General features: G+C 71.3%; 23 protein-coding genes. 9 read left to right on the forward strand and 14 right to left on the reverse strand.

Translation table 11 applies throughout. From position 1 onward, the window contains the following. The first annotated feature begins 163 nt into the window (after positions 1-163). From EDC02_RS36455 to EDC02_RS36465, 3 genes are all read left to right on the forward strand, one after another. Entirely contained in the window at positions 164-1366 is a 1203-nt protein-coding gene (locus EDC02_RS36455; protein ID WP_123606647.1) for a ParA family protein, read from the forward strand. A gap of 27 nt (positions 1367-1393) precedes the next feature. Then, positions 1394-2437, forward strand: coding sequence for a ParB/RepB/Spo0J family partition protein (locus EDC02_RS36460; protein WP_123606648.1), 1044 nt, complete (start codon positions 1394-1396; stop codon positions 2435-2437). A 678-nt stretch (positions 2438-3115) separates the two neighbouring features. Next, complete coding sequence (locus EDC02_RS36465; RefSeq protein ID WP_123606649.1) at positions 3116-4072, forward strand: hypothetical protein; 957 nt, start codon at positions 3116-3118, stop codon at positions 4070-4072. On the opposite strand, the gene EDC02_RS36470 is transcribed toward EDC02_RS36465, so the two are convergent. After that, the gene (locus EDC02_RS36470; protein ID WP_123606650.1) at positions 4073-5086 is read right to left on the reverse strand and encodes a D-alanine--D-alanine ligase; all 1014 of its coding nucleotides are present in this window, start codon (positions 5084-5086) and stop codon (positions 4073-4075) included. It abuts the gene before it with no gap. Positions 5087-5093: 7 nt separating this feature from the next. Then, complete coding sequence (locus tag EDC02_RS36475) at positions 5094-6407, reverse strand: PLP-dependent aminotransferase family protein (protein ID WP_123606651.1); 1314 nt, start codon at positions 6405-6407, stop codon at positions 5094-5096. A gap of 286 nt (positions 6408-6693) precedes the next feature. Between EDC02_RS36475 and EDC02_RS36480 the strand changes: the two genes are divergently transcribed. Then, the gene (locus EDC02_RS36480) at positions 6694-7344 is read left to right on the forward strand and encodes a GNAT family N-acetyltransferase (RefSeq protein WP_123606652.1); all 651 of its coding nucleotides are present in this window, start codon (positions 6694-6696) and stop codon (positions 7342-7344) included. 10 nt (positions 7345-7354) lie between these two features. On the opposite strand, the gene EDC02_RS36485 is transcribed toward EDC02_RS36480, so the two are convergent. The 8 genes from EDC02_RS36485 to EDC02_RS36520 form a co-directional block, all read right to left on the reverse strand. After that, positions 7355-8512: an N-acetylmuramoyl-L-alanine amidase gene (locus tag EDC02_RS36485; protein ID WP_123606653.1), complete on the reverse strand. Its 1158-nt coding sequence runs from the start codon at positions 8510-8512 to the stop codon at positions 7355-7357. A 203-nt stretch (positions 8513-8715) separates the two neighbouring features. Continuing rightward, positions 8716-9039: a thioredoxin gene (trxA, locus tag EDC02_RS36490; protein WP_123606654.1), complete on the reverse strand. Its 324-nt coding sequence runs from the start codon at positions 9037-9039 to the stop codon at positions 8716-8718. Positions 9040-9076: 37 nt separating this feature from the next. Beyond that, on the reverse strand, positions 9077-10033 hold the full coding sequence (gene trxB, locus EDC02_RS36495; protein WP_123606655.1) for a thioredoxin-disulfide reductase: 957 nt from the start codon (positions 10031-10033) through the stop codon (positions 9077-9079). 115 nt (positions 10034-10148) lie between these two features. After that, positions 10149-11096: a hypothetical protein gene (locus EDC02_RS36500; RefSeq protein ID WP_123606656.1), complete on the reverse strand. Its 948-nt coding sequence runs from the start codon at positions 11094-11096 to the stop codon at positions 10149-10151. Continuing rightward, positions 11093-11785, reverse strand: a complete 693-nt coding sequence (gene sigM / locus EDC02_RS36505) for an RNA polymerase sigma factor SigM (RefSeq protein ID WP_123606657.1) — start codon at positions 11783-11785, stop codon at positions 11093-11095. The genes EDC02_RS36500 and sigM overlap by 4 nt, the downstream gene beginning before the upstream one ends. Continuing rightward, positions 11782-13320 (reverse strand): protein kinase, encoded by a 1539-nt coding sequence (locus tag EDC02_RS36510; protein ID WP_370461602.1) that lies wholly within the window; start codon positions 13318-13320, stop codon positions 11782-11784. The genes sigM and EDC02_RS36510 overlap by 4 nt, the downstream gene beginning before the upstream one ends. Before the next feature lie 597 nt (positions 13321-13917). Continuing rightward, positions 13918-15699, reverse strand: coding sequence for a murein biosynthesis integral membrane protein MurJ (gene murJ, locus EDC02_RS36515; RefSeq protein WP_123606658.1), 1782 nt, complete (start codon positions 15697-15699; stop codon positions 13918-13920). 55 nt (positions 15700-15754) lie between these two features. Continuing rightward, a complete protein-coding gene (locus EDC02_RS36520; protein ID WP_199758048.1) occupies positions 15755-16810 on the reverse strand; it encodes a hypothetical protein in 1056 nt (351 codons plus the stop codon). A 59-nt stretch (positions 16811-16869) separates the two neighbouring features. Between EDC02_RS36520 and EDC02_RS36525 the strand changes: the two genes are divergently transcribed. Together EDC02_RS36525 and EDC02_RS36530 are read left to right on the forward strand one after the other, a co-directional pair. Beyond that, complete coding sequence (locus EDC02_RS36525; RefSeq protein ID WP_123606659.1) at positions 16870-18360, forward strand: CCA tRNA nucleotidyltransferase; 1491 nt, start codon at positions 16870-16872, stop codon at positions 18358-18360. Positions 18361-18488: 128 nt separating this feature from the next. Further along, positions 18489-19355 (forward strand): hypothetical protein, encoded by an 867-nt coding sequence (locus EDC02_RS36530; protein ID WP_123606660.1) that lies wholly within the window; start codon positions 18489-18491, stop codon positions 19353-19355. A 100-nt stretch (positions 19356-19455) separates the two neighbouring features. On the opposite strand, the gene EDC02_RS36535 is transcribed toward EDC02_RS36530, so the two are convergent. Beyond that, positions 19456-20997, reverse strand: a complete 1542-nt coding sequence (locus tag EDC02_RS36535; RefSeq protein WP_123606661.1) for a flotillin family protein — start codon at positions 20995-20997, stop codon at positions 19456-19458. Between the two features lie 8 nt (positions 20998-21005). After that, positions 21006-21578: an NfeD family protein gene (locus tag EDC02_RS36540; protein ID WP_123606662.1), complete on the reverse strand. Its 573-nt coding sequence runs from the start codon at positions 21576-21578 to the stop codon at positions 21006-21008. A gap of 96 nt (positions 21579-21674) precedes the next feature. Between EDC02_RS36540 and EDC02_RS36545 the strand changes: the two genes are divergently transcribed. Then, positions 21675-22220, forward strand: coding sequence for an N-acetyltransferase (locus tag EDC02_RS36545; protein WP_123606663.1), 546 nt, complete (start codon positions 21675-21677; stop codon positions 22218-22220). Positions 22221-22255: 35 nt separating this feature from the next. Then, on the forward strand, positions 22256-22738 hold the full coding sequence (locus EDC02_RS36550; protein WP_123607433.1) for a methylated-DNA--[protein]-cysteine S-methyltransferase: 483 nt from the start codon (positions 22256-22258) through the stop codon (positions 22736-22738). Positions 22739-22814: 76 nt separating this feature from the next. Here EDC02_RS36550 and EDC02_RS36555 read toward each other — a convergent pair whose 3' ends face one another. After that, positions 22815-23894, reverse strand: a complete 1080-nt coding sequence (locus tag EDC02_RS36555) for an inositol-3-phosphate synthase (protein ID WP_123607432.1) — start codon at positions 23892-23894, stop codon at positions 22815-22817. 23 nt (positions 23895-23917) lie between these two features. Continuing rightward, complete coding sequence (locus EDC02_RS36560) at positions 23918-24586, reverse strand: PadR family transcriptional regulator (protein ID WP_123606664.1); 669 nt, start codon at positions 24584-24586, stop codon at positions 23918-23920. 173 nt (positions 24587-24759) lie between these two features. Between EDC02_RS36560 and EDC02_RS36565 the strand changes: the two genes are divergently transcribed. Further along, entirely contained in the window at positions 24760-25224 is a 465-nt protein-coding gene (locus tag EDC02_RS36565; protein WP_123607434.1) for a DUF5318 domain-containing protein, read from the forward strand. The last annotated feature ends 14 nt before the right edge of the window (positions 25225-25238 follow it).

The following is a 25238-nucleotide window of genomic DNA, read 5'->3' on the forward strand; positions in this document are numbered from 1 at the left end:
GGCCCTGATCCCCGTAGGCTGGCCGCGCGTCGATAGTCTGGACCGGGCGGCAACGCGAAGTTGCACGACTCCTGCCGCCCCATGCCGGTCCGCACGCCACGCCCGAAGCGCGGTCGTGAGCGCTGGCGGTGCCGATCCATCCAACGCGGGCAGGGATGACACGGTGCATGACAACGGTAGTTACGAGGATCCGCGGTTGACCGGCGAGCGCCACGGTGTCGGCGACCCCACGTTGGTTTCACGTGAAACGGCGTACCACCCGGGTTGGCCGGAGGGAGGGACGGCGCCGATCAGTGGGGCACCCCAGCCACCAACGACGGCGTCGGCGCCCGCGCCGGGCACCCCGACCCGGGCCGGCGTGCCGCTCGTAGCGGACACGCCGGTCGGCACCGCACCCCCGACGCCTCCGAGGCCGGAGCAACCTGCGCCCAGTCCGACCTCCCCGGCCGCCGACGAGCCGTACGTTTCACGTGAAACACCGAATCGGGAAGAGGATGATCCCCCCTTGGCAATGGAGGCTTTGCGCGCCGTGCAGATTCTGAACCCCAGCGGCGAGGTGACCATGCCCCGGCCGGACCGGACCCGGGTGATGTGCGTGGCCAACCAGAAGGGAGGCGTCGGTAAGACGACCACCACGGTGAACCTCGCGGTAGCGCTGGCGCTGCATGGGAACCGGGTGATGGTCGTCGACCTCGACCCCCAGGGGAACGCCTCGACCGGACTCAACGTCCCCCACCACGCAGGTGTACCGGACGTCTACGACTGTCTGATCGACAACGTACCGCTGACCGAGGTGGCGCAGCCCGTCGAGGGGATACCCGACCTCTGGTGTGTTCCCGCGACGATCGATCTGGCCGGCGCCGAGATCGAGCTGGTCTCCGTGGTGGCCCGGGAGTCCCGGCTGTCCCGGGCCATCACGGCGTACCCGGTCGAGCTGGACTACGTGTTCATCGACTGCCCACCGTCGTTGGGTCTGCTGACGGTCAACGCGCTGGTCGCCGCGCAAGAGGTGCTGATCCCGATCCAGTGCGAGTACTACGCGCTGGAAGGGCTCAACCAGTTGATCAGCAACATCAACCTGGTCCGGCAGCATCTCAACCCGACCCTGGACGTCTCCACCATCCTGCTCACCATGTACGACCGCCGGACCCGGCTGGCCGACGCCGTCGAGCAGGACGTGCGGAACCACTTCGGGGACAAGGTGCTCCAGTCGGTCATCCCCCGCAACGTCCGGGTGTCGGAGGCACCGAGCTACGGCCAGTCGGTGATGACCTACGATCCCGGATCGCGGGGTGCGACAAGCTACTTCGAGGCGGCCCAGGAAATCGCCGAGCGCGGTGTCGCTCGGCTCAGTCGCAATGTCTGACACGGTGGTTGGAGCGGGAGGCAGGGCATGAAGAACCGTCCGAAGGGCGGGCTCGGGCGCGGGCTCGGTGCCCTCATCCCCACCACCGCTCCGGTTCAGCCGGGTGCCGCACAGCCGGCACCGGCTCCGGTGACTCCGTCCCCAGCCACTGCGGCCGTCTCCGGCAGCGTCGGAACCTCTGCTGCCGTCGCGACGGAACCGGCTGCGGCGCTGCCCGCCGACCTGTCGCCGGTGCCCGGTGCCCGGTTCGCCGAGCTGCCGGTCGCCGCGATCGTGCCGAACCCGAAGCAACCCCGGCAGGTCTTCGACGACGAGGCGCTCGAGGAGCTGAAGGTCTCGATCGAGCAGGTCGGCTTCCTGCAGCCGATCGTCGTACGCCAGCTGGACGACGGTGAGCAGTACGAGCTGGTGATGGGGGAACGCCGCTGGCGTGCCGCGCAGGCGATCGGCCGGGAGTCCATTCCCGCGATCGTCCGGGACACCAGGGACGACGCGATGCTCCGGGACGCGCTGCTGGAGAACATCCACCGGGCCAACCTCAACCCGCTCGAGGAGGCGGCCGCGTACCAGCAGCTGCTCGACGAGTTCGGGGCGACCCACGAAGAGCTCGCCAGGCGCATCGGCCGGAGCCGGCCGCAGATCTCCAACACGATCCGGCTGTTGAATCTGCCGGCTCAGGTGCAGCGCAGGGTGGCCGCCGGCGTGCTGTCTGCCGGTCACGCCCGGGCGCTGCTGAGCCTCGACGATTCCGAAGCCCAGGACGCCCTGGCGCTACGCATCGTCGCCGAAGGGCTCTCGGTCCGGGCCACCGAGGAGCTGGTGGCACTCGCCGGGACCGAGGACTCGGCGAAGCGTACGGCAAGTCCGCAGCGACGCCCGAAGGCCCACGCTCCGGCCCTCACCGATCTCGCCGATCGTTTGTCCGACCGATTCGACACCCGGGTCAAGGTCGACATCGGGCGGAGCAAAGGCAAGATCACGATCGAGTTCGCCACGGTCGACGACCTGGAGCGGATCGTCGGGATCATCGGAGTGGGCGACGGGGACGACGCTCAAGGAGCCGTCGACTGATCTGTCGGGCCGGTCCGTCGACCCGGCTGAACCTTCTGGCAAGGGCTGGTGTTTCACGTGAAACACCAGCCCTTGCCGTCTGTGGTCCCTGGCCGTGCGCCCAACGGCCCCCGGCCTTCTGCCGTTGCCGATGATCCACCCCCGCCAGGCAGCCCGCCGGGGAGCGCCACCCGTCTCGCCGGGCGGCCGGGCCGGAGGTGAACGTGGCGGGGCGTTTCACGTGAAACCGGTAGGGGCCGGTGGCGGGCCGGTAGCGATGTTCCACGTGAAACCAGAACATGGGCCCGCCCGGCCGCCGAGGCGCCCTGCGACTGTTCTGGGCGGTTCCGGACGGCTCGCCGAGCCCGGTTACCGCTCGCCCGGTGGATCGTTGAGAAAACCGGGCCACCGGAGGCGCCAAGACGCATCCGCCGCTGGACTGCGCGGGTCCGGGTGTCCCCGGTGATCGATCCGGTTGGGGGCCAAGCGTTTTCCACAGGCGTTTTCCACAGGGCGCCTCGTTTCACGTGAAACAGCGGGTAGACCGGGCTGTCGCCCTGTGGATAACTCCTGTGGAAAACCGGGACGGCGGGCCGTAGCCGGCCGCTGACCAGAGACAGGTCGTCCCGCCGGATGAGAGTTCCGGGCCGGCCGAAACGGGGAACGACAGGCGGCGCAGACTCGGTTAGGGTCAGCGTCGTGCCAGACACCCCTGCCTCGGTTCCCGACTTCGCGCGATGGCCATCCTTTCCCTTCGAGGGCGACCTGCGGGTCAAGCGACTCGACGACCCGGTTGACGTCGAACCGCCTCGTAAGGGTGAGGGCACGGCGGAGTGCTCGTCCTGCTCCGCCCCGGACGACGCGTACATCTGGGTCAGCGAACGCTGGCGGGTTCGCGCGATGGACCGCCCGACCGGACTACCGATGGTCCTCATCCTGGAGTCCCGGTCCCACTTCGACCTCGGCGATCTGCCGAACCTGCTCGCGGCCGAACTCGGCGTGATGACCGTCCGGCTCGAGCGGGCGATCCGGTCGCTCGACGGCGTGGCCCGGGTTCACGTGAACCGGTGGGGGGACGGTTCGGCGCACCTGCACCTGTGGTTCCTGGCCCGGCCGTACGGGCAGCTGCAGCTCCGTGGCACGTTCCTCTCCCTGTGGGACAGCATCCTGCCGCCGATCTCCGAGTCCCGCTGGCGGGAGAACCTGGCCCTGGTCGCCGCGTGGCTGGCGGAGTTCGGCGGTCGTCAGCTCGCTGAGCCGCCGCGGATTCAGTGGCGGGCGCCGTCGAACCTCACCGAGCAGGCGAGCCATCCGGTCAGCGTCGACGACTTCGACGAGGTCGACGGTGCAGGGCCGGCCGTAGCCGAGCTCGTGGTGCCGATGGAGAGCATCGAACCAGCTGCTGATCTCGGTGAACTCGCCAGCGACGTCGCTACGACCCCGCAGGGGGAACCTCCTGTTGCCGACCCGGTCGACCCGGCCGGCGCCGAGGATGCCGCCATGGACGCCGGCGACAGCGCTGACGTCAGCGCTGTCGCCGGTACGGAGGCGAAGAAGGACGACGACCCGGCCCCGGAGGGTGCTACCGACCAGAGCGGGCCCGACGTCCCGGCTGCGGGCGATGCGGCGGCGTCGCCGACCGGCAGCACCCGGTGATCAGTTCGCCGGGTCGTACGGTCGGGCCGCAGCCCGGACCACCAGCGTGGCCAGCAGTTCACCGAGGTCCAGGCCGCCAGCCTGGACCGCCAGCGGCAGGAGCGAGGTCTCGGTCATCCCGGGTGAGACGTTGACCTCCAGGACGTGCGGCCGGCCGTCGGGGTCGACGATCATGTCGACGCGGGAGAGGTCCCGGAGCCCGAGTGCTCGGTGAGCGGCGACGGCGGTCGCCGCTACCTGCTCGGCAGCCGACTCGTCCAGCCGGGCCGGCGCGTGCCAGGTCGTCAGTCCCGCGGTGTAGCGGGCAGCGTAGTCGTAGACACCGTTGCGCGGCACGATCTCGACGGCCGGCAGCGCCTCCGGGCCGTCGCCCCGGTCGACGACCGACACGGCGACGTCCATCCCGGTGACGTAGCGCTCCACCAATGCCGTCGAGTCGTACGCGAAGCAGCCGACCATCGCTGCGGAGAGCTCGGCCGCCTCGCGTACCACTGCCGCGCCCAGCCCGGAGCCACCCTGCGCCGGCTTGACCATCAGCGGCAGGCCGAGCCGCTCGACGATCCGCTCCAGCACGGCGACCGCACCCAGTTCGGAGAACCGGTCGTGGGGCAGCGCGACCCAGTCCGGGGTCGGGATGCCCGCCTCGCGCAGCACCGCCTTGGCCGACGGCTTGTCCCAGGCCAGGCGGGCGGCGCGGGCGTCGCAGCCGATGTACGGCACGCCGCAGAGATCCAGTACGCCGCGCAGCGAGCCGTCCTCACCGGTCGCCCCGTGCAGCGCGATGACCACCGCGTCCGGCGGGTCGGAGCGCAGTGCGGGAATCAGCGAGACGTCGGCGTCGCGCATCTCGGCCTCGACGCCGACCGAGCGGAGCGCGTCCAGCACTCGGCGACCGGACTTCAGCGAGACGTCCCGTTCGTACGACAACCCGCCGGCGAGAACGAGCACCCGCAGATCCGGGGCGGCGGACGACGACGAGGATGCGGTTGCGGTGGGGTCCAGCGCTGGGCTCATGCCCGAATCATGCCAAGTCAGGCCCGGGCGCGTCCGCGCCGGGGCGCTGGCGTCGGCCGGATCCGCCGGTGACCGGTCCGAAGACCTCACGCATCGCCGACTCCCGCTCCATCACGCCGGCCAACCGCCGGACGCCTTCCCGGATCCGCTCGGGCGGGGGGTAGGAGAAGTTGAGCCGCATGTTGCCGGCGCCGGAGCCGTCAGCGTAGAAGCCGGTGCCGGGAACGTAGGCCACCCGGGCGGCGATGGCCCGGGGGACCATGGCTTTGGCGTCCAACCCGTCCGGCAGCGACGCCCAGACGAACAGCCCGCCGCTCGGTCGGGTCCAGGTCGTCCCGGCCGGCATCAGGTCGGTCAGCGCGGACAGCAGCGCGTCCCGCCGCTCCCGGTAGACCTCCCGGTACGTCTTGAGCTGCTCGCGCCACGGCATGGTGGCCAGGTAGGTGGCGACCGCGGCCTGGGCGTAGGCACTGGGGCAGAGGATCTGCGCCTCACTGGCGATGACCAGCTTCTCGCGTACCGCGTGCGGAGCGAGAATCCAACCGACCCGCAGCCCTGGCGCGAAGGTCTTGGAGAAGGTGCTCAGGTAGAAGACACCGTGCCGGCGCCGGGCCCGCAGCGGCGCCGGCGCTTCACCGTCGAAGCTCAACTGGCCGTACGGGTCGTCCTCGACGACCAGCAGGCCGGCGCGTTCGCAGATGTCGAGTACCCGGTCGCGGCGCTCGTCGGTCAGCGTCACGCCGGCCGGGTTCTGAAACGTCGGAATGGTGTAGAGGAACTTCGCCCGTCGGCCGGACCGGGCCACGTCGGTGATCGCCTGCTCCAGCGCCTCGGGGATCAGCCCGTCGGCGTCCATCGGCACGTGCACCACCTGGGCCTGCGCCGCCTGGAACACGCCGAGGGCGCCGACGTAGGTGGGGCCCTCGGCGAGGACCACGTCGCCCGGGTCCAGGAAGAGTCGGGCGACCAGATCGAGGGCCTGCTGCCCGCCGACGGTCACCACCACGTCCTCGGGGGACGCCCCGGACGAGACGTCGATCCCGGACAGCGACATCACTTCGCAGATCCGTTCCCGCAGGTCGAGGGTGCCCTGGCCGATGCCGTACTGCAGTGTCGAGGTGCCGGTCTCGGCGGCGAGGCGGCCGAGCATCTCGCCGACCGCGTCCAGCGGCAGCGCGGCGACGTACGGGGCTCCGCCAGCGAGCGACACCACCTCCGGCCGACTGGCGACGGCGAACAGCGCCCGGATCTCCGAGGCGGTCATCCCCCGGACCCGGCGGGCATAGCGGTCGGTGTAGTCGTCGAGCGTCGTGCCGGTCATGACCTCACCTCGAGATGCGTCGCACCGGTGGTGCCGGGTCGGGCCGCGACACGCACTGATCGTCCGATGGTAGTCCGGCGTGTCGCCGCCCGGCGTGGGCATTACCACACCGACCACATGTCGGACCAGCGAACCCGGATTGGCCTGCGAAGACAGCGACCGGACGCCCGACCTCTCCCCTGACGCGAGGTTGCGGCGTACGATCGCTCGTTGGGGACAGGAGACGGCGCGTGGTGAAGCTCGGCGGGTTTCAACGCTTGACCGGTTCGGTGGTGGGGGATCGCCAATGTCGCGACGTCTGGTCAGTCTGACGCTGGACACGCTGGAGGAGCTGCCCAGGTCCTGTCGGCGGTGTGTCTTCTGGGAGCTCGATCCGGTGGCGGCCGACCGCGCCCGGGCCTCCGGCGACCCGGCACTGGAGAAGGAGGCGTGGGTCTCCCAGACCCTCCTGGAGTGGGGTTCCTGCGGCAAGCTCGCCTACGTCGACGGCATGCCGGCCGGTTTCGTGATGTACGCGCCGCCGGCCTACCTGCCGAGGTCGATGGCGTTCCCGACGTCCCCGGTCTCCGCCGACGCGGTCCTGCTGACCACGGCGCACGTGGTGCAGCCGTTCGCCGGCGGTGGCCTCGGGCGGATGCTGGTGCAGGGCGTGGCCCGGGATCTCACCAAACGGGGCATCAAGGCGATCGAGGCGTTCGGCGACGCCACCGCCGACCCGGAGGAGACGGCCGGTCGGGGCTGTCTCGCCCCAGCCGACTTCTACCTGTCGGTGGGCTTCAAGACGGTCCGGCAGCACCCCCGGTTCCCCCGGCTACGGCTGGAGTTGCGGACCGCGTTGTCGTGGAAGTCGGACGTCGAGTACGCCCTGGAGAAGCTGCTCGGCTCGATGACTCCGGAGAGTCTGCTGCGCCCGGCCACCCGCGCGGCGACGAACTGACTGACGAGGTTCAGCCCTCCGCCGTCGCGTCGACCACCGCCCGCAGCGTGTGTACGTCGATCGACCCGGTCGGAACGTCCAGCTCCACCGGGTAGTACATCCGCTGCACCGCGGCGACCAGCGCCTCGGCCACCTGGTCGCGGAACCCGGGCCGGATCAGCCGGGCCCGATCGGCCGAGCAGGTCAGATAACCCACGTCCACCCGTACCGCCGGCATCCGGGTCAGCCGTAGCAACTCCCAGCTCTTCGCGTGGACCCGGCAGTCGCGCAGGCCGGTACGTACCGCGATCTCCCGTTGCACCAGCCCGGCCAGCCGCTCGCCGACCGTTGACGTGACCCCGTTGCCGGTGCCGTAGTGGTAGGTGGCCACCCCGTCGGCGGCCGGGTTGGCGTGCCCGTCGACGTGCAGGGAGATGAACAGGTCCGCGTTGACGTCGTTGGCCAGTTGGGTGCGCGCGGGATCGCTGAGCACCGAGGTGGTGGCCGGACCTCGGGTGAGATGCACCCGCATCCCGGCTGCCGCCAGCCGCCCCTCCAACCGGGCGGCGAGGTCGTACGCCAGCTCCGCCTCGGACCAGCGCCGGCCGCTGTCGATGATCACCACACCGGGATCGGGTCCGCCGTGGCCGGGGTCGATGACGATCGTCTTGCCCACCAGGTTGGGGCCGGACTCGCGGAACGCGTCCGCTTCCCGCAGCCATTGCGGGCGCCCGCCGACCACCTTGCGGCCCAACCTGCGCATCGCGTGCATGGTGTACGGCCCGCAGCTACCGTCGGCGGTCAGTCCCACCTCCCGCTGGAACTGGGTGACGGAGCGGGCGGTGCGCCCGCCGTACACGCCGTCGGCGCGGCCCACGTCGTAGCCCATCTCCAGCAGCCGTTCCTGCAGCGCCCGGACGTCCTCGCCGACCAGCGGCTGCGGTATCGAGTGGTATAGCGCCCGGTCACCGAGCCGCCAGCGGGCGGCGTCCAACGCCCGCCAGGTCTCGGCGCCCACCCGGCCGTCGATGCTCAGGCCACGGAGCTGCTGGAAGGCGCGTACGGCGTGCTCGGTGCGGGCGTCGAAGACGTCGGCCCGCGGGGTCGGCTCGAGCAGCTCCAGGTTGACCAGGATGGAGCGGATCTCGGCCACGGCGGGACCCTGATCGTCACGGCGGATCGGGCGCACGGGACGTGGACCTCCCCCCTGCAGGCGCGGACGATCCGGAGCGTAACCCGGCCGGCAGGTGCCCGTACCCGGGTTGCGGCGAAGCGGACCGTACGGGGAGCCCCCGGTGTCCGGACGATCAGCCCGGAACGGACCAGCCGGTCCCACCCGACGGGTGGGACCGGCTGGTCCTCTTTGCCGCGCGGGGCAGCCCCCGCTGAGGTTCAGAAGGCCGACTCGATCAGCTTGACCAGGTCGCCCTTGGGCCGGGCACCGGCCACCGACTGCACCGGCTCACCGGCCTTGAATACGGTGAGCGTGGGAACCGACATCACCCGGTACCGGCGGGCGATCTCCGGGTTCTCGTCGATGTTCAGTTTGACGATCGACACCTTGTCCCCCATCTCGGTGGCGATCTCCTCGAGCAGCGGTGCGACCTTGCGGCACGGCTGGCACCACTCGGCCCAGAAGTCCACCAGCACCGGCTTGTCGGACATGAGTACATCGGTGGCGAAGCTGGCCTCGGTGACCGCTCGGGTAGCTCCCACGGAAAATCCTCCTCCTCGACCGCCGGTGCGCCGGCGGTCAGACCTCTTCGAGTGTGGCGAGGTAACGCTCGGCGTCGAGCGCCGCCGCGCAACCGCTGCCGGCAGCGGTGATCGCCTGCTGGTAGGTGTGGTCGACCAGGTCACCGGCGGCGAACACGCCCGGCACGCTGGTCCGGGTGCTCGGCGAGTCGACCAGCACGTAGCCGTTCTCATCGAGCTCCACCTGGCCGCGGAACATCTCGCTCCGCGGGTCGTGACCGATCGCGACGAAGACCCCGGTGACGTCGAGGGTCCGGGACTCGCCGGTGTGCGTGTTACGCAGCCGGATTCCGGAGACCTTACCGTCGGCGCCGAGGATCTCCTCGACGACACTGTTCCACTCCACCCGGATCTTCTCGTTGCCGAGCGCGCGGGCCGCCATGATCTGGCTGGCCCGGAACTCGTCGCGGCGGTGCACGATGGTCACCGATTCGGCGAACCGGGTGAGAAATGTGGCCTCCTCCATCGCCGAGTCGCCACCGCCGACCACCACGACGTGCTGCCCTCGGAAGAAGAAGCCGTCACAGGTCGCGCAGGAGGAGACCCCGTGGCCGAGGAACTCCTGCTCACCGGGGACGTTCAAGGGACGCCACGCGGAGCCGGTGGCCAGGATGACCGCCTTGGCCCGGTAGCCGGTTTCGCCCACGTACACGGTGCTGGCCTCGGTGGTGCCCGGGGTGCCGGTGTCGGCCAACTCGACCCGCGTCACGTCGTCGGTGACGAACTCGGCACCGAAGCGCTCGGCCTGCTTGCGGATCGAGTCCATCAACTCCGGACCCATGATGCCGTCGGGGAAGCCCGGGAAGTTCTCCACCTCGGTGGTGGTCATCAGCGCCCCGCCGGACTGCACCCCCTCGATGACAACTGGGCGCAGGTTGGCGCGTGCGGCGTACACCGCGGCGGTGTAACCGGCCGGCCCCGAGCCGATGATGATCAGGTTGCGGACCTCGTCCACTGCCGACTCCCAAAGTCTGATTTCTGCCCAACGGCGACCGTTGACCACAACGCCGCGGAGCCGGTGGGTAATCCCGCTCCGGTGCCGCGTGTCCCACGTCACGCGGCCGGCAGAGTCACCCTACCTGTGCCGAGTACCGGGTGTCCGCGCCGGCCACGGGCGTACCGCAGCCGGTGCCGCTCACCCAGATCCAGCTGGCACCGAAGCTGTCGCTGAACGAGAGGACCAGCGCTGGTTCTCCTTCGAACGCCGCGAAGTCCACCAGGTCAACGCCGAGGCCGCCGTTGCCGTGCTCGGCGGTCACCGCGGCCACGCAGTCGGCCAGCGCGGCCGGGTCGGCGAGCCTGGCCAGCGCCGTCGAGGCAGGCGACTCCTGCAGTACGGTGTCCTCGCCGGCCGCCGGTTGCCCCCCGTCGACACCGCTGCGCCCGACGGCCTCGAACGCTGGGACGATCGTCGCCCGCTGGTAGTCGGTGCCGCTGGCCAGCAGCCGCGGTGCGGAGGCGTCCATCATCGTGCCCGGCTGGTCATCCTGCCGGGTCTCGGCGCTCTGCTGGCTTTCGGCGCTGTCGGCACCGTCCGGCGCGCTACCCGCCGTGGTGCTCGAGTCGTCGGCGGACCCGGCACCGAGCAGCTGGCCGACCCCGAGCCCGGCGAACGCCACGGCGGCCGCCGCGACGGTGATCGGAGCGGCGTACCGCTGCCAGCGGCGGCGCTCCCGCCGTACCCGGGCCGCCGCCAGCGGCACCGGTGCCGCGACGGTCGCCAGGTCCGGGCTGATGGTCGGGTCCGGGGCCGGCTGCGGTAGCGGCTCGGCAGCCAGGGCGGCGTGCACCCGGTCGGCGACGTCGGGTGGGATCGGCTCGACGACGCTGCCCCACTCGGCGAGCATCGTCTGGACCAGCTGGGTGGCCTCGACCAGCTCGTCGTGGGCCGCCCGCCAGGACGGCCGCTCTGAGATCAGCCGGGCCACGGCGACCTCGTCCGGGGTGCCGTCGAGCGCCCCGCCGACGTAGTCGGCGAGCAGCTCTCGATCGACCTCCTGGAACCGGTCGGCGGTCACCGTTCCTCCTTGCCACCGTCGCCACGTGCGGACCCTGATGGGACGTCGTCGAGCCGCTGCGGGTTCCGTGGGGTGAGCGACGACACCTGGGCGCGTGGCGGTGCCACCTGCGCGTTCGCCCGCTGCGGCCGCAGATGCCCGAGAAGCCCGGCCAGCCGGGCCCGCCCCCGGGCGCAGCGGCTCTTCACCGTGCCCTCGGCGACGCCGAGCATCACCGCCGCGTCGGCGACCGGGTAGCCCTGCACGTCGACCAGGATCAGCGCGGCCCGCTGTTCCGCCGGCAGCTCGGCCAGCGCCTGGCGAACGACCAGCGCGGTGTCGTGATCGACCGGGGGTGCCGCCGGCTCGGTGCCGCGTACGCCGTCGTCGTCCCGGCCACCGTCGGGCAGCGGCACCGTGGGGTGGGATTTGCGGCGGCGCACCCGGTCCAGGCACGCGTTGACCACGACCCGGTGCAGCCAGGTGGTGACCGCCGCGTCGCCCCGGAACCGGGCGGCCGCGCGGTGCGCCGACAGCAGCGCGTCCTGCAGCGCGTCGGCGGCCTCCTCGCGGTCGCTGAGCGTACGCAGGGCAACCGCCCAGAGCCGGTCCTGGTGCCGCCGTACCAACTCGCCGAACGCCTCCGGGTCGCCGTCGACGTGTGCCCGGAGCAGTTCCTCGTCGCCGAGGTCGGCCCGGCGTCCGGTCATGGCCCCTCGACCGTGATCTCCTGAACGCCGATCTGGTACTTGTCGTTGCCGATCGGAGGCAGCTTGGTGATCCACACCAGGAGGTACTGGTAGGTCTCGTCGGGCGAGAACCCGCTGAAGGTGAGGGTCGCACCGTCGGCGTTCTCGAATCGGGCGCCGATCCGGTCGGTGAACGTCTCGAGGATCTCGTCGTCGCCTTCCCGGGTCGCTCCCGGGTCGTCCGGACCGGCCAGCAGCTCGGCGGTGGCACCGGACGCGGAGAGCTCGACCTTCACGCTGGTGACCGCCCGTGGCTCCTGCAGGTCGATCAGCACCCCCATGCCCCGCTTCAGGTTGCCGAAGTTGGGGTTGCGCTCGTAGGCGTCGGTCTCCCAGCCGGTGCTGGTGTCGCCGTCGACGGCGGCCTCCGCTCCGTCGAGCTCGTCGCGGGCACCGTCGGCGTCGACGATGCGGACCTGGTCGCCGGAGAGGGCGATCGGCTGTGGCTGGGCGGGGGCACTGGTCTCGGTGGGGCCCGGGGTCGAGGTCACCTGGGTCTGCGGCGGTGTCGGCTGACCGTCCTCGCCGTCACCGCCGTTGCCGAGCGCGCTGATCCCGAAATACAGCCCGGTCACCGCGATGACCAGCAGGCCGGCGACACCGGCGGCGATCTTGCGGCGGGACGCCAGTGGGGTGCCGGTCGGCTCGTCGTCGGCCGCCGAGAACCGCAGCGGCCCGACGCTGTCGAGGTAGTGCTCCTCGGTGCTGGCGTCGAGCCGGCCCAGCTCGGCGGCGAGCACCTCGGAGGTGGGCAGCGCGAGCCGCGGGTCGAGCAGGTCCATGGTCAGGTCGTCGAGGTACGCCGGCACCCCGGAGCGCACCTGGCGGGGGGCGGCGACCGCCCCGGTCGCGTCCCGGACCGCGTCCGGCAGCGCGGTGCTGCCGGCCTCGTGCTGCGGCCAGTGTCCGGTCATCGCGAAGTAGAGCACTCCGCCGATCGCCCGGATGTCGGTTTCGTAGGTGTCGGAGCTGTCGGCCCGCGCGTCGGCCAGCACCACCCGGCCGTCGTGGCCGATCATCACCGTGCCGGGGTGGATGTTGCCGTGCACCATGCCGGTGGCGTGCACCGCAGCGATGGCGGAGGCGACCGAGTGGGCGATCATGGTGGCCCGGGCCGCGTCCAACGGACCGCCGGTGGCGATCACCTCGCGCAGCGAGTCACCCTCAACCCACTCGCGGACCACGTAGGCCCGCTGCCCCTCGTCGATGGCGTCGTAGACGCCGACCAGATTGGAGTGGATGACCCGACTGGCCCGTACCGCGGCCTGCAGCATCTCCATGGCGGAATCGCCACCGGGGTAGCGCAGCACCACCGCGACCGGACGGCGCAGCACCACGTCGACCCCACGCCAGACCTGCCGGCCCGCACTGTCGTTGTTGACGTGCTGAGCCAGCTGGTATCGCTCGGCGAGGATCTCGCCGGCGGAGGGCGCATCGAAGGCCATCATCGGCGGACTGACCTCGTCCGCCTCTTGGCCTTCGCCGACCTGGGTCACCCGTCCTCCCTGTTGATCGTCTCGGTCGAACCCTGGTGCTGGTCGTCCGGTGTTCTGCCGGTTGTCCGGTTGTCCTGCTGATTGCTCATTGTCGTGCTGGTCGTCATGCGGCCGGCACCGGCCGGCCGGCATCGGCGGGACGCCAGCGTTCGCGGCCCGGTGTCGCACGTATCCGTCCAGAACGACCTTACCTGCGTTGCGGCAACACCAACATGTCAGCTTCCCGCAGCTCTCGCAATGCCGACCGGGGGTCGACCTGCCGTCGGGCGGACCCACGCCGACCGGATCCGGTCACTGCCGCCCTGCCCGTGCGGCCAGCCGCACGCCCGGCCGGTGAGTAGCTATCGGGCGTGGCACTGGCCCGGACGCATAACCTCCATCGCAAATATACGTTGTACCGCCCGGGTGCCGCTCCCAGCCCGCCGCGACAGCGAACCAAGACCGCCTGCCCGACAGCCCACCGCGACCGGGGCCACCGAGACTCCGACACCGCCCGTAACGAGGATCCTGGTTCTGAGTTATCCACAGGCGCTGACCTGGTGTCGAGCGTGTCCAACCCGGTTATCCACAGGTCAATCCACAGGCTGATCTCGCCAGTCAGCGGCCGAGGCGACGGCGCACCATCGCCAGCACGTCGACGATCTCGCGGATCCGCAGGACCACCGCCAACCCGAGGTAGACCAGCCCGACGGCGGCACCGCCGACCACGAGCTGCAGGATCGCCAACGGCTGGCTCGGCGTGTCGCCACCGGGCAGCAGCGTGACGACCAGCCACCCGGCCAGGGCGGCGCCGCCGGCAGCCAGCGCCACCTTGCCGAAGGTGACCATGATGCCGCCGAACCCGATCCGACCGACCCTGCGACGCAGCAACCAGGCCGACAGCACCGCCGCCGCCAGGTACGAGACCCCGTTGCCGATCATCAGGCCGGCCGCCGCGAACTGTACCGACAGGGCGACGAACAACCCGATCTGGACGAGAATCCGCAGCGCCACCACCGGGATGTTGATCAACGCCGGGGTGCGGGTGTCCGGCAGGGCGTAGAAGCCGAAGGTGAACAACTGACTGACCGCGAACGGCACCAGGGCGACCGCCGCCGCCAGCAGCACCACGGCGGTGGCGTCGGCGGCTTCGGTGTCGAACGCGCCGTACCGGAACAGGGCGAAGGAAACCGGGGTGGCCAGCACCGCGTAACAGACGGCGATCGGCGCGAGCACTGCGGTCACCGTCCGGGTGCCGCGCGCCAGGTCGACGGCCATGTCCGAGTAGCGGCCGTCGGCGGCGGCCGAGCTCATCCGCGGCATCAGCGCGGTGATCACCGAGACGGCGACGATGCCGTGCGCCATCATCAACAGCAGGAACACGTTGTTGTAGATCAGCGGGCCGGCTTCGTCCTCGTCGCCCGCCCGGTTCAGCAGGTTGAACACCACCACCAGGCCGAGTTGGCTGACCGCCACGTAGCAGAACATCCAGACCCCGAGCCGACCCAGTTCGGCGAGGCCCAATTGGCGGAAGTCGAACCGCCAGCGCCACCGGAAACCGACCTTGCGCAGCGCCGGGACCAGACCGGCGGCCTGCACCACCACGCCGAGCAGGGTGCCGCCGCCGAGCAGCACGATCCGGCCGGGGGTCATCTCGTCCGGTTCGATGATCCGGGCGCCGAAGATCGCGATGTACGTGCCCAGGGTGGCGATCACCACCAGGTTGTTGAGGATCGGCGCCCACATCGGGGCCGCGAAGTGCCCCCGGGTGTTCAACAACGCGCTGACCAGCGCCGACAACCCGGTGAAGAAGATCATCGGCAACATCAGGTACGACAGCAGAGTGACCAGGTCACGGAACTCCTCCGTGGTGCGGTCACTGGAGTAGAGCAGCGTCAGCAGCGGCGCTGCGGCCATCGCGACCAGGGTGGCGACGGCCAGCGCCAGCACCGCCAGCGACAGCAGCCGCTGCGCGTACGCCTGACCCCGGTCCGGGTCCGACTTGCGTCGGCGCACCAGCACCGGCACCAGGACGCTGGTCAGGATCCCGCCGAGCAGGAACTCGTAGACCATGCCGGGGAAGATCTGCGCCGTGGTGTAGGCGTTGCCGACCAGCGATCCGCCGAGCGCCGCCGCCAGCACCAGGGTCCGCAGAAAGCCGGTGCCCCGGCTGACCAGGCTGCCCAGCGCCATGACCGCGCTGTTGGTGGCGGCGCTGCCGCCCTCCTGCGGCTCCTGCACCGCCGGGTCCGGCATGGCCGCCGGCGGCTCGGACGGTGGCGCGGTCGACTCCACCACCGGCTGGCCGCCCGGTCCGACGGAGATCAGCGTGGCGCCGTCCGGCTCCGGGCCGCCCCGACCGGGGTCGGCGTTCGTGCTCCGGTACAACCCGCCACTCATCGGACCTCCACCCCGCCGGTACGCCGGAACCGCCGCGCCGGACGCAGGCTCGAGCCTATCGGCCGTCGTCTTCGGCCGGGACGATGCCCGACAGTGCGTCGACCACCCAGGCGGCCTCGGCCGGCACCACCGGCTCGGTCAGCGCGTCCAGCACGGTCGGATGGTCACAGCCGGCGTCGGCCAGCGCCCGACCGAGCACCGGCACCGCCGTCAGGTCGCCGGTGTCGCGGGCCTGCCGGGCCAGTTCGGCGACGGCCGGGGTACGCCACGGAGTGTCGAGCAGCCGGCGGTGCCGGGCCGCCGCCCGGCGTACCAACTCGGTGACCTCGTCGAACGGAAAGGACTCGGCACCGAGGACGCGGGCCGGTGCGCCGGGGCCGTCCGGCTGCCCGGCGGCCACCCAGCCCCAGCCGGCGGCGTACCGCCAGTGCGTCCGGGCACCATGGTCGAGATGGTCGCGCACCTGCCGGGCCACCGACTCGTCGTCGAGGATCCGGGGGTCGACCGTGGCCGGTGCCGGCCACCAGGACGGGTCGGCGAACAGCTCCAGCGGCGGCTGCACCGGACCCGGCGTCGCCCCGGCCGCCGCGTCGGCACCGTCCGGGCCGCCCGCCGGGCCGTCGCCAGTGGTCGCTCGGCCATCAGCTGCCGCCCGGCCGTCGGTGACCGGCGGGTCGTCACGGCGTAGCGCGCGCAGTGCGGTGGCCAGCATGGCGGCGGACCGGTCCGCCTCCGCCGGGTCACCGGCCGGTGGTGCGTACCGGTGCAGCAGCGCCACCAGCAGACCGGGATGCGGCCACGCCGGATCGTCCAGGGCGAGCAGCCGGCCGATCAGGTCCAGCTCCGCCCAGCGCAGCACCGCCGCGTACGGCCGGCCCGGATCCAGCCGGGCCAGCGGCAACGGCTCGGTCGCCGCCGGCTGGCGCAGGCCGAGCAGGCATTCGCCGTACCCGAGATCGATCTCCAGCACCAGGCCGTAGCCGTCGGCGACGGGCAGCACCACCCGGGTCTGCGCGTGATGGGCCGGTGCGGGTTCGTCCACCGGCGGCAGGTACGCCGCCCAGAAGGCCGGATCGGTGGTCAGGCTGGCCAGCGGCTCGGGAATCGGCACGGTGACTCATCCTGCCCGGCGGGGGCGGCGACGGCCACAGCGGCTAGTCTGGCGATCCCATGTCCGAAACCTCCGCGCCTCGCGCCACCGCCGAGTCGCCCACTGCGGCGACTCCGGGCGATCTGACCGCCGTGCAACGCAACGCCGTCGCCGAACTGCTCCGGGTCTCCCCGGTCGCCGACGAGCTCGGCAACCGGTTCGCCGCCGCCGGCCACGAGCTGCACCTGGTCGGCGGCTCGGTCCGCGACGCGCTGCTCGGCCGGCTCGGCAGCGACCTGGACTTCTGCACCGACGCCCACCCGGACCAGACCCTGGCGGTGCTCAAAGGCTGGGCGGAAGCGATCTGGGAGACCGGCCGCGAGTTCGGCACCATCGGTGCCCGCCGGGGTGGGCTGACCCTGGAGATCACCACCTACCGGGCGGAGGCCTACGACGGGGTGACCCGTAACCCGGTGGTCGCCTACGGCACCAGTCTCGCCGACGACCTGCGGCGGCGCGACTTCACCATCAACGCGATGGCGGTCAGCCTGCCCGAGCACCGGTTCACCGATCCGTACGGCGGGGTCAGCGATCTGGCCGCGAAGATCATCCGGACCCCGGGGACGCCGCAGGACTCGTTCGGCGACGACCCGCTGCGGATGCTACGGGCCGCCCGGTTCGCCGCCCAGCTGCGGTTCGCCGTGCATCCGGACGTCCGTGCGGCGATGGCCGCGATGGCGGCCGACCTGGACCGGATCACCGCCGAGCGGATCCGGGACGAGTTCAGCAAGCTGCTGTGCGGCGCCGACCCGGTCGCCGGACTGCGGCTGCTGGTCGATTCCGGGCTGGCCGACCGGTTCCTGCCGGAGCTGTCCGGGCTGCGGCTGGAGATCGACGAGCACGCGCAGCACAAGGACGTGTACGAACACACGCTGACCGTGGTGAGCAACGCCGTCCGGCTGGAGAGCGACGGCTGCGACTTCGTCCTGCGGATGGCGGCGCTGATGCACGACGTCGGCAAGCCGGCGACCAAGGCGGTCGGGTCGGACGGCCGGGTCAGCTTCCACCACCACGAGGTGGTCGGTGCCCGGATGACCCGGCACCGGATGAAGGCGCTGCGCTACCCCAAGGAGGTCACCACCCAGGTGGCCAAGCTGGTCGGCCTGCACCTGCGGTTCTACGGGTACGGCCGGGGCGAGTGGACCGACTCGGCGGTCCGCCGCTACGTCACCGACGCCGAGGACCTGCTGCCCCGACTGCACAAACTGACCCGGTCCGACTGCACCACCCGCAACCGGCGCAAGGCCGCCGCGCTGGCCGCCGACTACGACGCGCTGGAGGAGCGGATCGCCCGGCTTCAGGCCGAGGAGGATCTGGCCCGGGTCCGGCCGGACCTGGACGGCAACGCGATCATGGAACTGCTCGGCGTACCGCCGGGACCGGTCGTCGGCCGGGCCTGGCGGCACCTCAAGGAGACCCGTCTGGAGCGCGGCCCGCTGGACCGCGACGAGGCCGAGGCGGAGCTGCTCCGGTGGGCACGGGCCGAAGGGATCCTGCCCGACGCCGGTTAGCCACCCGCCGCGCCCGAACCGGTGGTTACCGGGCGTTGTGCCGCTCGACTACCGTCGCAGGACGGACGGTGCGGCGATCTTGCTGGCGGTCGCGCGCCACCGACAGCTGATCAACCGGGAGGGCCCAGATGCAGCCGTGTGCGGTCTGCGGCGGTGTGTCCGTCAACCAGGCCGGCTACTGCCTCCAGTGCGGCACGTTCCGCGGCGTCCCGCCCAGCCAGACCGGCCACCCCGGCTACCCGCCGCAGCAGACGCCGGCACCGGTCTACCCCGGCAGCGGGGCACCGAGCTACCCCGGCAGTGCGCCGCCCGGCTACCCGGGCAGCGGTGCGCCGAGCTATCCGGGCTACCCGATGGCGCCGCAGCCGCCCGACCGGGGCCGGTCCTACCTGGTCCCGCTGGTGGCCCTCGGCGCGACGTTCATCGTGCTGGTGGCGGCGATCGGCGTGGTGATCGCGGTCCGCGGCATTGGCGACGACACCCGGGTCACGGCCGATCCGAGTGTCTCCCCGACTTCCAGGGCGTCCTCGACTTCCAGCGCGTTGCCGACCCCGAGGGACGCCTCGCCGCCGCTGGTCGACCCCTGCGTGGTCGGCACCTGGCAGGTGGACTCGTACGAGGAGGACATCGCGCTGGAAGAGCCGTTCGGCAAGACCAGGTTCACCGGCGTCGGGCCCGGTGCCCGGGTCGAGTTGCGCGAGGACGGATCGGGCACCACCGACTACGGCGACGGCACCACCTTCGAAGGATTCGTAGCCGGGACCGTCGTCACCCTCACCATCAGCGGACGGGTCACCTACCGCTTCCGTGCCCTGGAGGGCACGGTCTCCTTCAGCGACGTCGACGCGGACGGCACGGTCACGTTGAGCGCCCCGGGTGTCGGCTCGGAGAGCCAGGCCCTGCTCGTCGAGTTCGACCCGGCCAGCTACCAGTGCGACGGCGACACCATGACGCAGCGCACGACGCTCTACACCGCGGAGATGTCCAAGCGCTGACCGTCGGTGCCCACCGCGTCGACGTCGATCGTGGCGATGACGGCGGTAACCACACCACGGGCCCGGGACGACTCCCGGGCCCGTCGGCGGCGAGGATCGGTCAGCCCTGGTCCGCGCCGGTGTCGCTCGCGGAACCGGTCAGTGGCCTGCGCGCAGTGCGCCCGCCGTTGGCCGGCTCGGCCCCGCCACCCAGCTTGGCCAGCATGCCGGCCAGGTCGATCCCGGTCAGGTCGTTGCCGAGCTGCAGACCCTGCGCCACGTTGCTGGCCACCGACTTGGCCAGCGACGAGGCGCCGTCGGTGGAGATCACCGTCATCTTGTCGATCGAGCCCATCGGGGCACTCGCTGCCTCGACCACCTGCGGCAGCACCTTGACCAGCAGGTCCAGCACGGCGGCCTCGCCGTACGCGGCGAACGCCTCGGCCTTGCGGGCCATCGCCTGAGCCTCCGCCTCGCCGCGGGCCAGGATCGCGGACGCCTCGGCGGCGCCTTCCCGTTCGACGGCGTCGGCGATCGCGCTGCGCCGCCGCTGCTCGGCCTCGCCCTCCTTGGCGCCTTCGATGGCGTTCGCCTCAGCCAGCGCGGCCCGGCGGGCCCGCTCGCCCTCACCGGTGAGCCGGGCCTGCTCGGCGGAGGCCTGCGCCCCGGCGATCGTCGCCTGCCGTTCGGCGTCGGCGGCCAGCACGGCAGCGCTGCGAGCCGCCTCGGCCTCCTGCTCGACCCGGTAGCGGGCGGCGTCGGCCGGCTTGCGGACCTCGGTGTCGAGCTGGCGTTCCTTCAGCTCGGCGTTGCGCTCGGCGACCTTCTGCTGCTCGGACAGGATGGCCTGGTCCCGCTCGGCCTGAGCGAGTGGTCCGGCCGCCGCCGACCTGGCCTTCGCCGCGTCGATCTCGGCCTGGATGGACGCCTGCTTCAGCGACAGGTTCCGGTTGGCCTCGGCGATCGCCTCCTCGGCGAGCAGCCGCTCCTGCTCGGCGGCCTGCCGGGCGCGGGCCTCGGCGATCGCGGCGTCCTTGAGCACCCGGGCGGCCTCCGGTCGGCCGAGGTCCTGCAGGTACGAGCCTTCGGCGATGATGTCCTGCAGCTGGAAGGTGTCGAGCACCAGACCCTGGTTGGTCATCGAGTGCTCGGCCTCCTCGGCGACCGCGCTGGCGAAGGCTGCCCGGTCCCGGATGATCTCTTCGACGGTGAGCCGGCCGACGATCGACCGCAGCGCACCGGCGAGCACCTCGCGGGTGAAGTCCTCGATCTCGTCCTGCTGGTGCAGGAAGCGCTGGGCGGCGGCGCGGATCGCACCCTCCGTACCGCCGATCTTGACGATCGCCACGCCCTGCAGGTTGGCCCGGATGCCCTGTTTGCTGACCGCGCCGGCGATCTCGACGTGGATCCGGCGGCTGGACAGATCGAGCACCTGCAGTTTCTGCACCACCGGCAGCACGAACACCGAAGCACCCATGACCACCTTCTGCCCGGACATGTCAGTGGACCGGGTGCCGTCGACAGCCTGGGTGGTGCGCCCCTTGCGGCCGGTGACGATGAACGCCTCGTTGGAGCCGGCGACCTTGATCCGGGAGAGCACGAAGAGGATGAGGACGAGCACCAGCGCCGCGGCACCGATGATCGCGATGAGCAGTGGGGTCATCAGATTCCTTACTGAGCGGAGTGGGTTACGTCGTCACCGACCATGGGGGTCTGCTCGACGACGACGCTGGTGTCGCTGACTGCTTCCACCACGAAGACCTGGGCACCGAGCGGGATCGGCTGGTCAGCGCGGGCACTCAGCTTCACTGGTTGCCCGCCGAGCCGGACCCGGATCTCTCCGTACCCGCCGGGGTGGATCGGGGTGATCACCACGCCGAGCGTGCCGACCAGGTGGTCGCGGGTCGGGGTGCCGTCTGTCGGCATGTCCCGGGCGGCCCGGGACAGCCGCATCGTCAGCCAGCCGGCCGGCAGCGCGGCGGCGACGCCGATCGCGGCGGCCGCAACCGTCAGACCGGCACCCAGCAAGCCGTCCGAGCCGGCGTCGCCGGCACCCAGCAGCTCGTTGGCGATCGCCGCGGCGAACCCGAACGCCCCGGCGAACCCGGCGACCACCTCGACCGACACCGGCCCGTCGGCACTGACGTCACCGAGATGCAGGAACTCGCCACCGAGCAGCCCGACGGCGAGCACCGCCACGCCCAGACCACCGACTATGAGGAAGACCAACGTCCCCGTGTCCACATTTCGGAACGGTAGCCCGCTAAGGCAACCTGCCTGACCAGCCAGGGTGCGAGTTGAGCCTGCCGGGGCGGAAGCTGCACGTGCGACCATGCACCGGTGGAGATCCGGATCAGGACCGTACTCGGAAACTTCGAGATCGACCTGCTCCGCCGGCTCGACACCGGCTTCACCGCCACCGCCGTCCTCCAGGTCGTGGGCGGTACCGACGGTTTCACGCTGCGGGAGGTGCCGGTGTCGCCGCCGGTGCGCAAGCGGTACGACCTGACCGAGGGAGTCACCGAGGGCGGTCGGCCGTGGGACCTGTACGCGCTCGCGATCGCCGACGACCAGCCGGCCGGTTTCATGGCGACCACCTACCAGCGGTGGAACGGCCGGCAGGTGGTCAACGAGCTGCACGTGGCCCCGGCGTACCGTCGGCGCGGGGCGGCCCGGGAGCTGATCGGCATCGCACAGGTCACCGCCCGGGAGAACGCCGCCCGGGAGATCTGGTTGGAGACCCAGAACGTCAACGTCGCGGCGGTACGCGCGTACCGCCGGCTCGGCTTCACCCTGACCGGTATCGACACCACCCGCTACCCGCCGCCGTACGCCGACGAGGTGGCCCTGTTCATGTCGGCTGCGGTTGCCGATCGCACCCGGTGACCCGGCCCGACAGCCGACGGGCGGACAATCGGCGGATGCGATGGGCGGTGCTGGACTCACCGATCGGTGAGCTGTCGGTGGCGGTCGACGACGTCGGCGTGTGCCGGGTGCTGTTCGGGCGTACCGACGAGGTGGTCGACACCGTGCCGACGGACCCGGTGCTGTGCGCGGCGCTCGACCAGCTGCGCGGCTACTTCGCCGGTGCGTCCACCGGGTTCACCGTGCCGCTGTCGGTGCGGCGGGGCACGGAGTTCGAGCGGGCCGTGTGGCGGCGGATGACCGACATTCCGTACGGACAGACCGAGACCTATGGTGCGGTCGCCGCAGCGGTCGGCGACCCGCAGGCGGCGCGGGCGGTCGGGGTGGCCTGCAACCGCAATCCGATCCCGGTGATCGTGCCCTGCCACCGGATCGTCGGAGCCGGCGGCAAGCTGGTCGGCTTCGGCGGCGGGCTGCCCCGCAAACGGCACCTGCTGGAGCTGGAGGCGGCGGTGGCGCTGCGGCAGGCATGGACCTGAGCGCGGCGCGGGCGGCCCCGCTTCAGCGGGACCGCCCGAAGACGCGAGGTGCCGAGCGGCCGGCGCGCGGCCGGGATCAGCGTTCGATCTTGTTGACGATGAAGTCCTCGACGGCCTGGCGGGCGTCGTGGTCGGCGTACTGCTCCGGCGGCGACTTCATGAAGTAGGACGAGGCCGACAGGACCGGCCCGCCGACGCCCCGGTCGAGGGCGATCTTCGCGGCGCGCAGCGCGTCGATGATCACCCCGGCGGAGTTGGGCGAGTCCCAGACCTCAAGCTTGAGCTCGGCGTTCAGCGGCGTGTCGCCGAACGAGCGGCCCTCCAGCCGGATGTACGCCCACTTGCGGTCGTCGAGCCACGGCACGTGGTCGGACGGCCCGATGTGCACATCGCTCTTGGCCATCTCGTGCGGCACCTGGGAGGTCACCGACTGGGTCTTCGAGATCTTCTTGGAGACCAGCCGAGTGCGCTCCAGCATGTTCATGAAGTCCATGTTTCCGCCGAAGTTCAGCTGGTACGTGCGCAGCAGCTCGACACCACGGTCCTCGAACAGCTTGGCGAGTGCCCGGTGCACGATGGTCGCGCCGACCTGGCTCTTGATGTCGTCGCCGACGATCGGCAGCCCGGCGTCGGTGAACTTCTGCGCCCATGTCGGGTCCGAGGCGATGAACACCGGCAGGGCGTTGACGAAGGCGCAACCGGCGTCGATGGCGGCCTGCGCGTAGTGCCGGGCGGCCTGCTCGGAGCCGACCGGCAGGTAGCAGACGACCACCTCGGCGCGCGCGTCGCGCAGCGCCTGGGCGATGTCGACCGGCTGCTGGTCGGATTCCTGGATGACCTCCTGGTAGTACTCGCCGACACCGTCGAGGGTGGGGCCACGCTGCACCAGCACCCCGGTGGGCGGTACGTCGCAGAAGGTTATGGTGTTGTTCTCGCTGGCGTTGATCGCCTCCGCGAGGTCCATGCCGACCTTCTTGGCGTCCACGTCGAACGCCGCGACGAACTCCACGTCCGAGACGTGGTAGTCGCCGAAGGTGACGTGCATGAGACCCGGGACGCGGTCGTTGGGGTCGGCGTTGCGGTAGTACTCCACGCCCTGGACCAGGGACGAGGCGCAGTTTCCGACACCGACGATGGCGACGCGGACGGAGCCCATCGCGTTTGCCTCCTTCTTGTTCTTCACGGCCGCTCCGGCTCGTCTCCGGGCTGTCCGGGCGGAGCCTCCCTGGTCTGTCCAGGCGGGGGCGGATCGTTCTCTGCGGGTTCGAACTTCATGGGATCGGGGTGGCCGGTGCGTGGGGCCCGGCCGGACCGTTCGCTGGCGATCAGCTCCTCCAGCCACCGGACCTCGCGTTCGCAGGCGTCGAGTCCGTGCCGTTGGAGTTCGAGGGTGTACGCGTCGAGCCGCTCCGCGGCTCGGCCGAGCACCTCGCGGAGCCCTTCCCGGCGCTCCTCGATCTTGCGCCGCCGCCCCTCCAGGATCCGCAGCCGGGTGGCCCGGTCGGTCCGGGAGAAGAAGGCGAAGTGCACGCCGAACCCGGTGTCCTCGTAGGTCTCCGGGCCGGTCTGGGCGATCAGGTCGGCGAACCGTTCCTTGCCTTCGGCGGTGATGGTGTAGACGACCCTGCCGCGGCGGCTGGTCAGCGCCGGGATCTCCGCGTCGGCGGCCGTCGAGTCGTCGGCTTCGGCGATCAGGCCGTTGGCCTGCAGCCTGCGCAGGGTCGGGTACAGCGAGCCGTAGCTGATCGCGGCACGGATCGCCCCGAGCTTGGCGGCGAGTTCCTTGCGGAGCTCGTAGCCGTGCATAGGGGACTCCTGAAGCAGGCCGAGGATGGCGAGTTCGAGCACGCTGCCCCTCCTACCTCGTGGTATGCCCGGCTTCGTCGGCCCGATGTATCGAGCCGATACATCGACACGGTAGACGGAAACCAGACACCGGGCAAATGGTTCCTTGCGTACGGTCGGCTACTGATCGTGACCGTGGTCGCCAAGGTCAGCGGGGACCGCGTACGCTCGTGGCCATGCGTTCGCAGCGTCAGGTCGTCGACTACTCGCTTCAGCGGCGAGCCGTGCTGCGCGAGGTGTTCTCCGGCCGGGTGAGCAGCCACGAGGTCTGTGATGCCTCGCCTTACCTGAAGAGTGCTGCCCGGTTCCACGGCGAGCCGACCGACGAGAGCTGCCCGATCTGTCACCGCGAGAACCTGACCCACGTGCACTACATCTATGGCGATGAGCTGAAGCAGTCCGCCGGACAGGCCCGAAACCGGGCCGAGTTGTCGTTGCTGGCGATGACGCTGCGTGAGTTCCAGGTGTACGTCGTCGAGGTGTGTCGCGTCTGCAACTGGAACCACCTGGTGGAGCAGTATCTTCTCGGCCGGGACGGCCTGGGCGTCGCCGGCGGTGACGGCGAGGCTGACGGCGCGGTCGCCGTCTCCGGCGGCGGCCGTCCATCGATGACCAAACGAAGGCGAGAGGCCCAACGGTGAACCTGATTGCCCGG

Origin of the sequence: Micromonospora sp. Llam0, assembly GCF_003751085.1 — a bacterium.
Lineage (GTDB): Bacteria > Actinomycetota > Actinomycetes > Mycobacteriales > Micromonosporaceae > Micromonospora_E.

Excerpts from the sequence above, each read along its gene's own strand:
- EDC02_RS36460 (WP_123606648.1), top strand. The coding sequence starts at position 1,394 with ATGAAGAACCGTCCGAAGGGCGGGCTCGGGCGCGGGCTCGGTGCCCTC.
- EDC02_RS36470 (WP_123606650.1), bottom strand. The coding sequence starts at position 5,086 with ATGAGCCCAGCGCTGGACCCCACCGCAACCGCATCCTCGTCGTCGTCC.
- EDC02_RS36475 (WP_123606651.1), bottom strand. The coding sequence starts at position 6,407 with ATGACCGGCACGACGCTCGACGACTACACCGACCGCTATGCCCGCCGG.
- EDC02_RS36480 (WP_123606652.1), top strand. The coding sequence starts at position 6,694 with ATGTCGCGACGTCTGGTCAGTCTGACGCTGGACACGCTGGAGGAGCTG.
- sigM (WP_123606657.1), bottom strand. The coding sequence starts at position 11,785 with ATGACCGGACGCCGGGCCGACCTCGGCGACGAGGAACTGCTCCGGGCA.
- murJ (WP_123606658.1), bottom strand. The coding sequence starts at position 15,699 with ATGAGTGGCGGGTTGTACCGGAGCACGAACGCCGACCCCGGTCGGGGC.
- EDC02_RS36525 (WP_123606659.1), top strand. The coding sequence starts at position 16,870 with ATGTCCGAAACCTCCGCGCCTCGCGCCACCGCCGAGTCGCCCACTGCG.
- EDC02_RS36530 (WP_123606660.1), top strand. The coding sequence starts at position 18,489 with ATGCAGCCGTGTGCGGTCTGCGGCGGTGTGTCCGTCAACCAGGCCGGC.
- EDC02_RS36535 (WP_123606661.1), bottom strand. The coding sequence starts at position 20,997 with ATGACCCCACTGCTCATCGCGATCATCGGTGCCGCGGCGCTGGTGCTC.
- EDC02_RS36550 (WP_123607433.1), top strand. The coding sequence starts at position 22,256 with ATGCGATGGGCGGTGCTGGACTCACCGATCGGTGAGCTGTCGGTGGCG.
- EDC02_RS36555 (WP_123607432.1), bottom strand. The coding sequence starts at position 23,894 with ATGGGCTCCGTCCGCGTCGCCATCGTCGGTGTCGGAAACTGCGCCTCG.
- EDC02_RS36565 (WP_123607434.1), top strand. The coding sequence starts at position 24,760 with ATGCGTTCGCAGCGTCAGGTCGTCGACTACTCGCTTCAGCGGCGAGCC.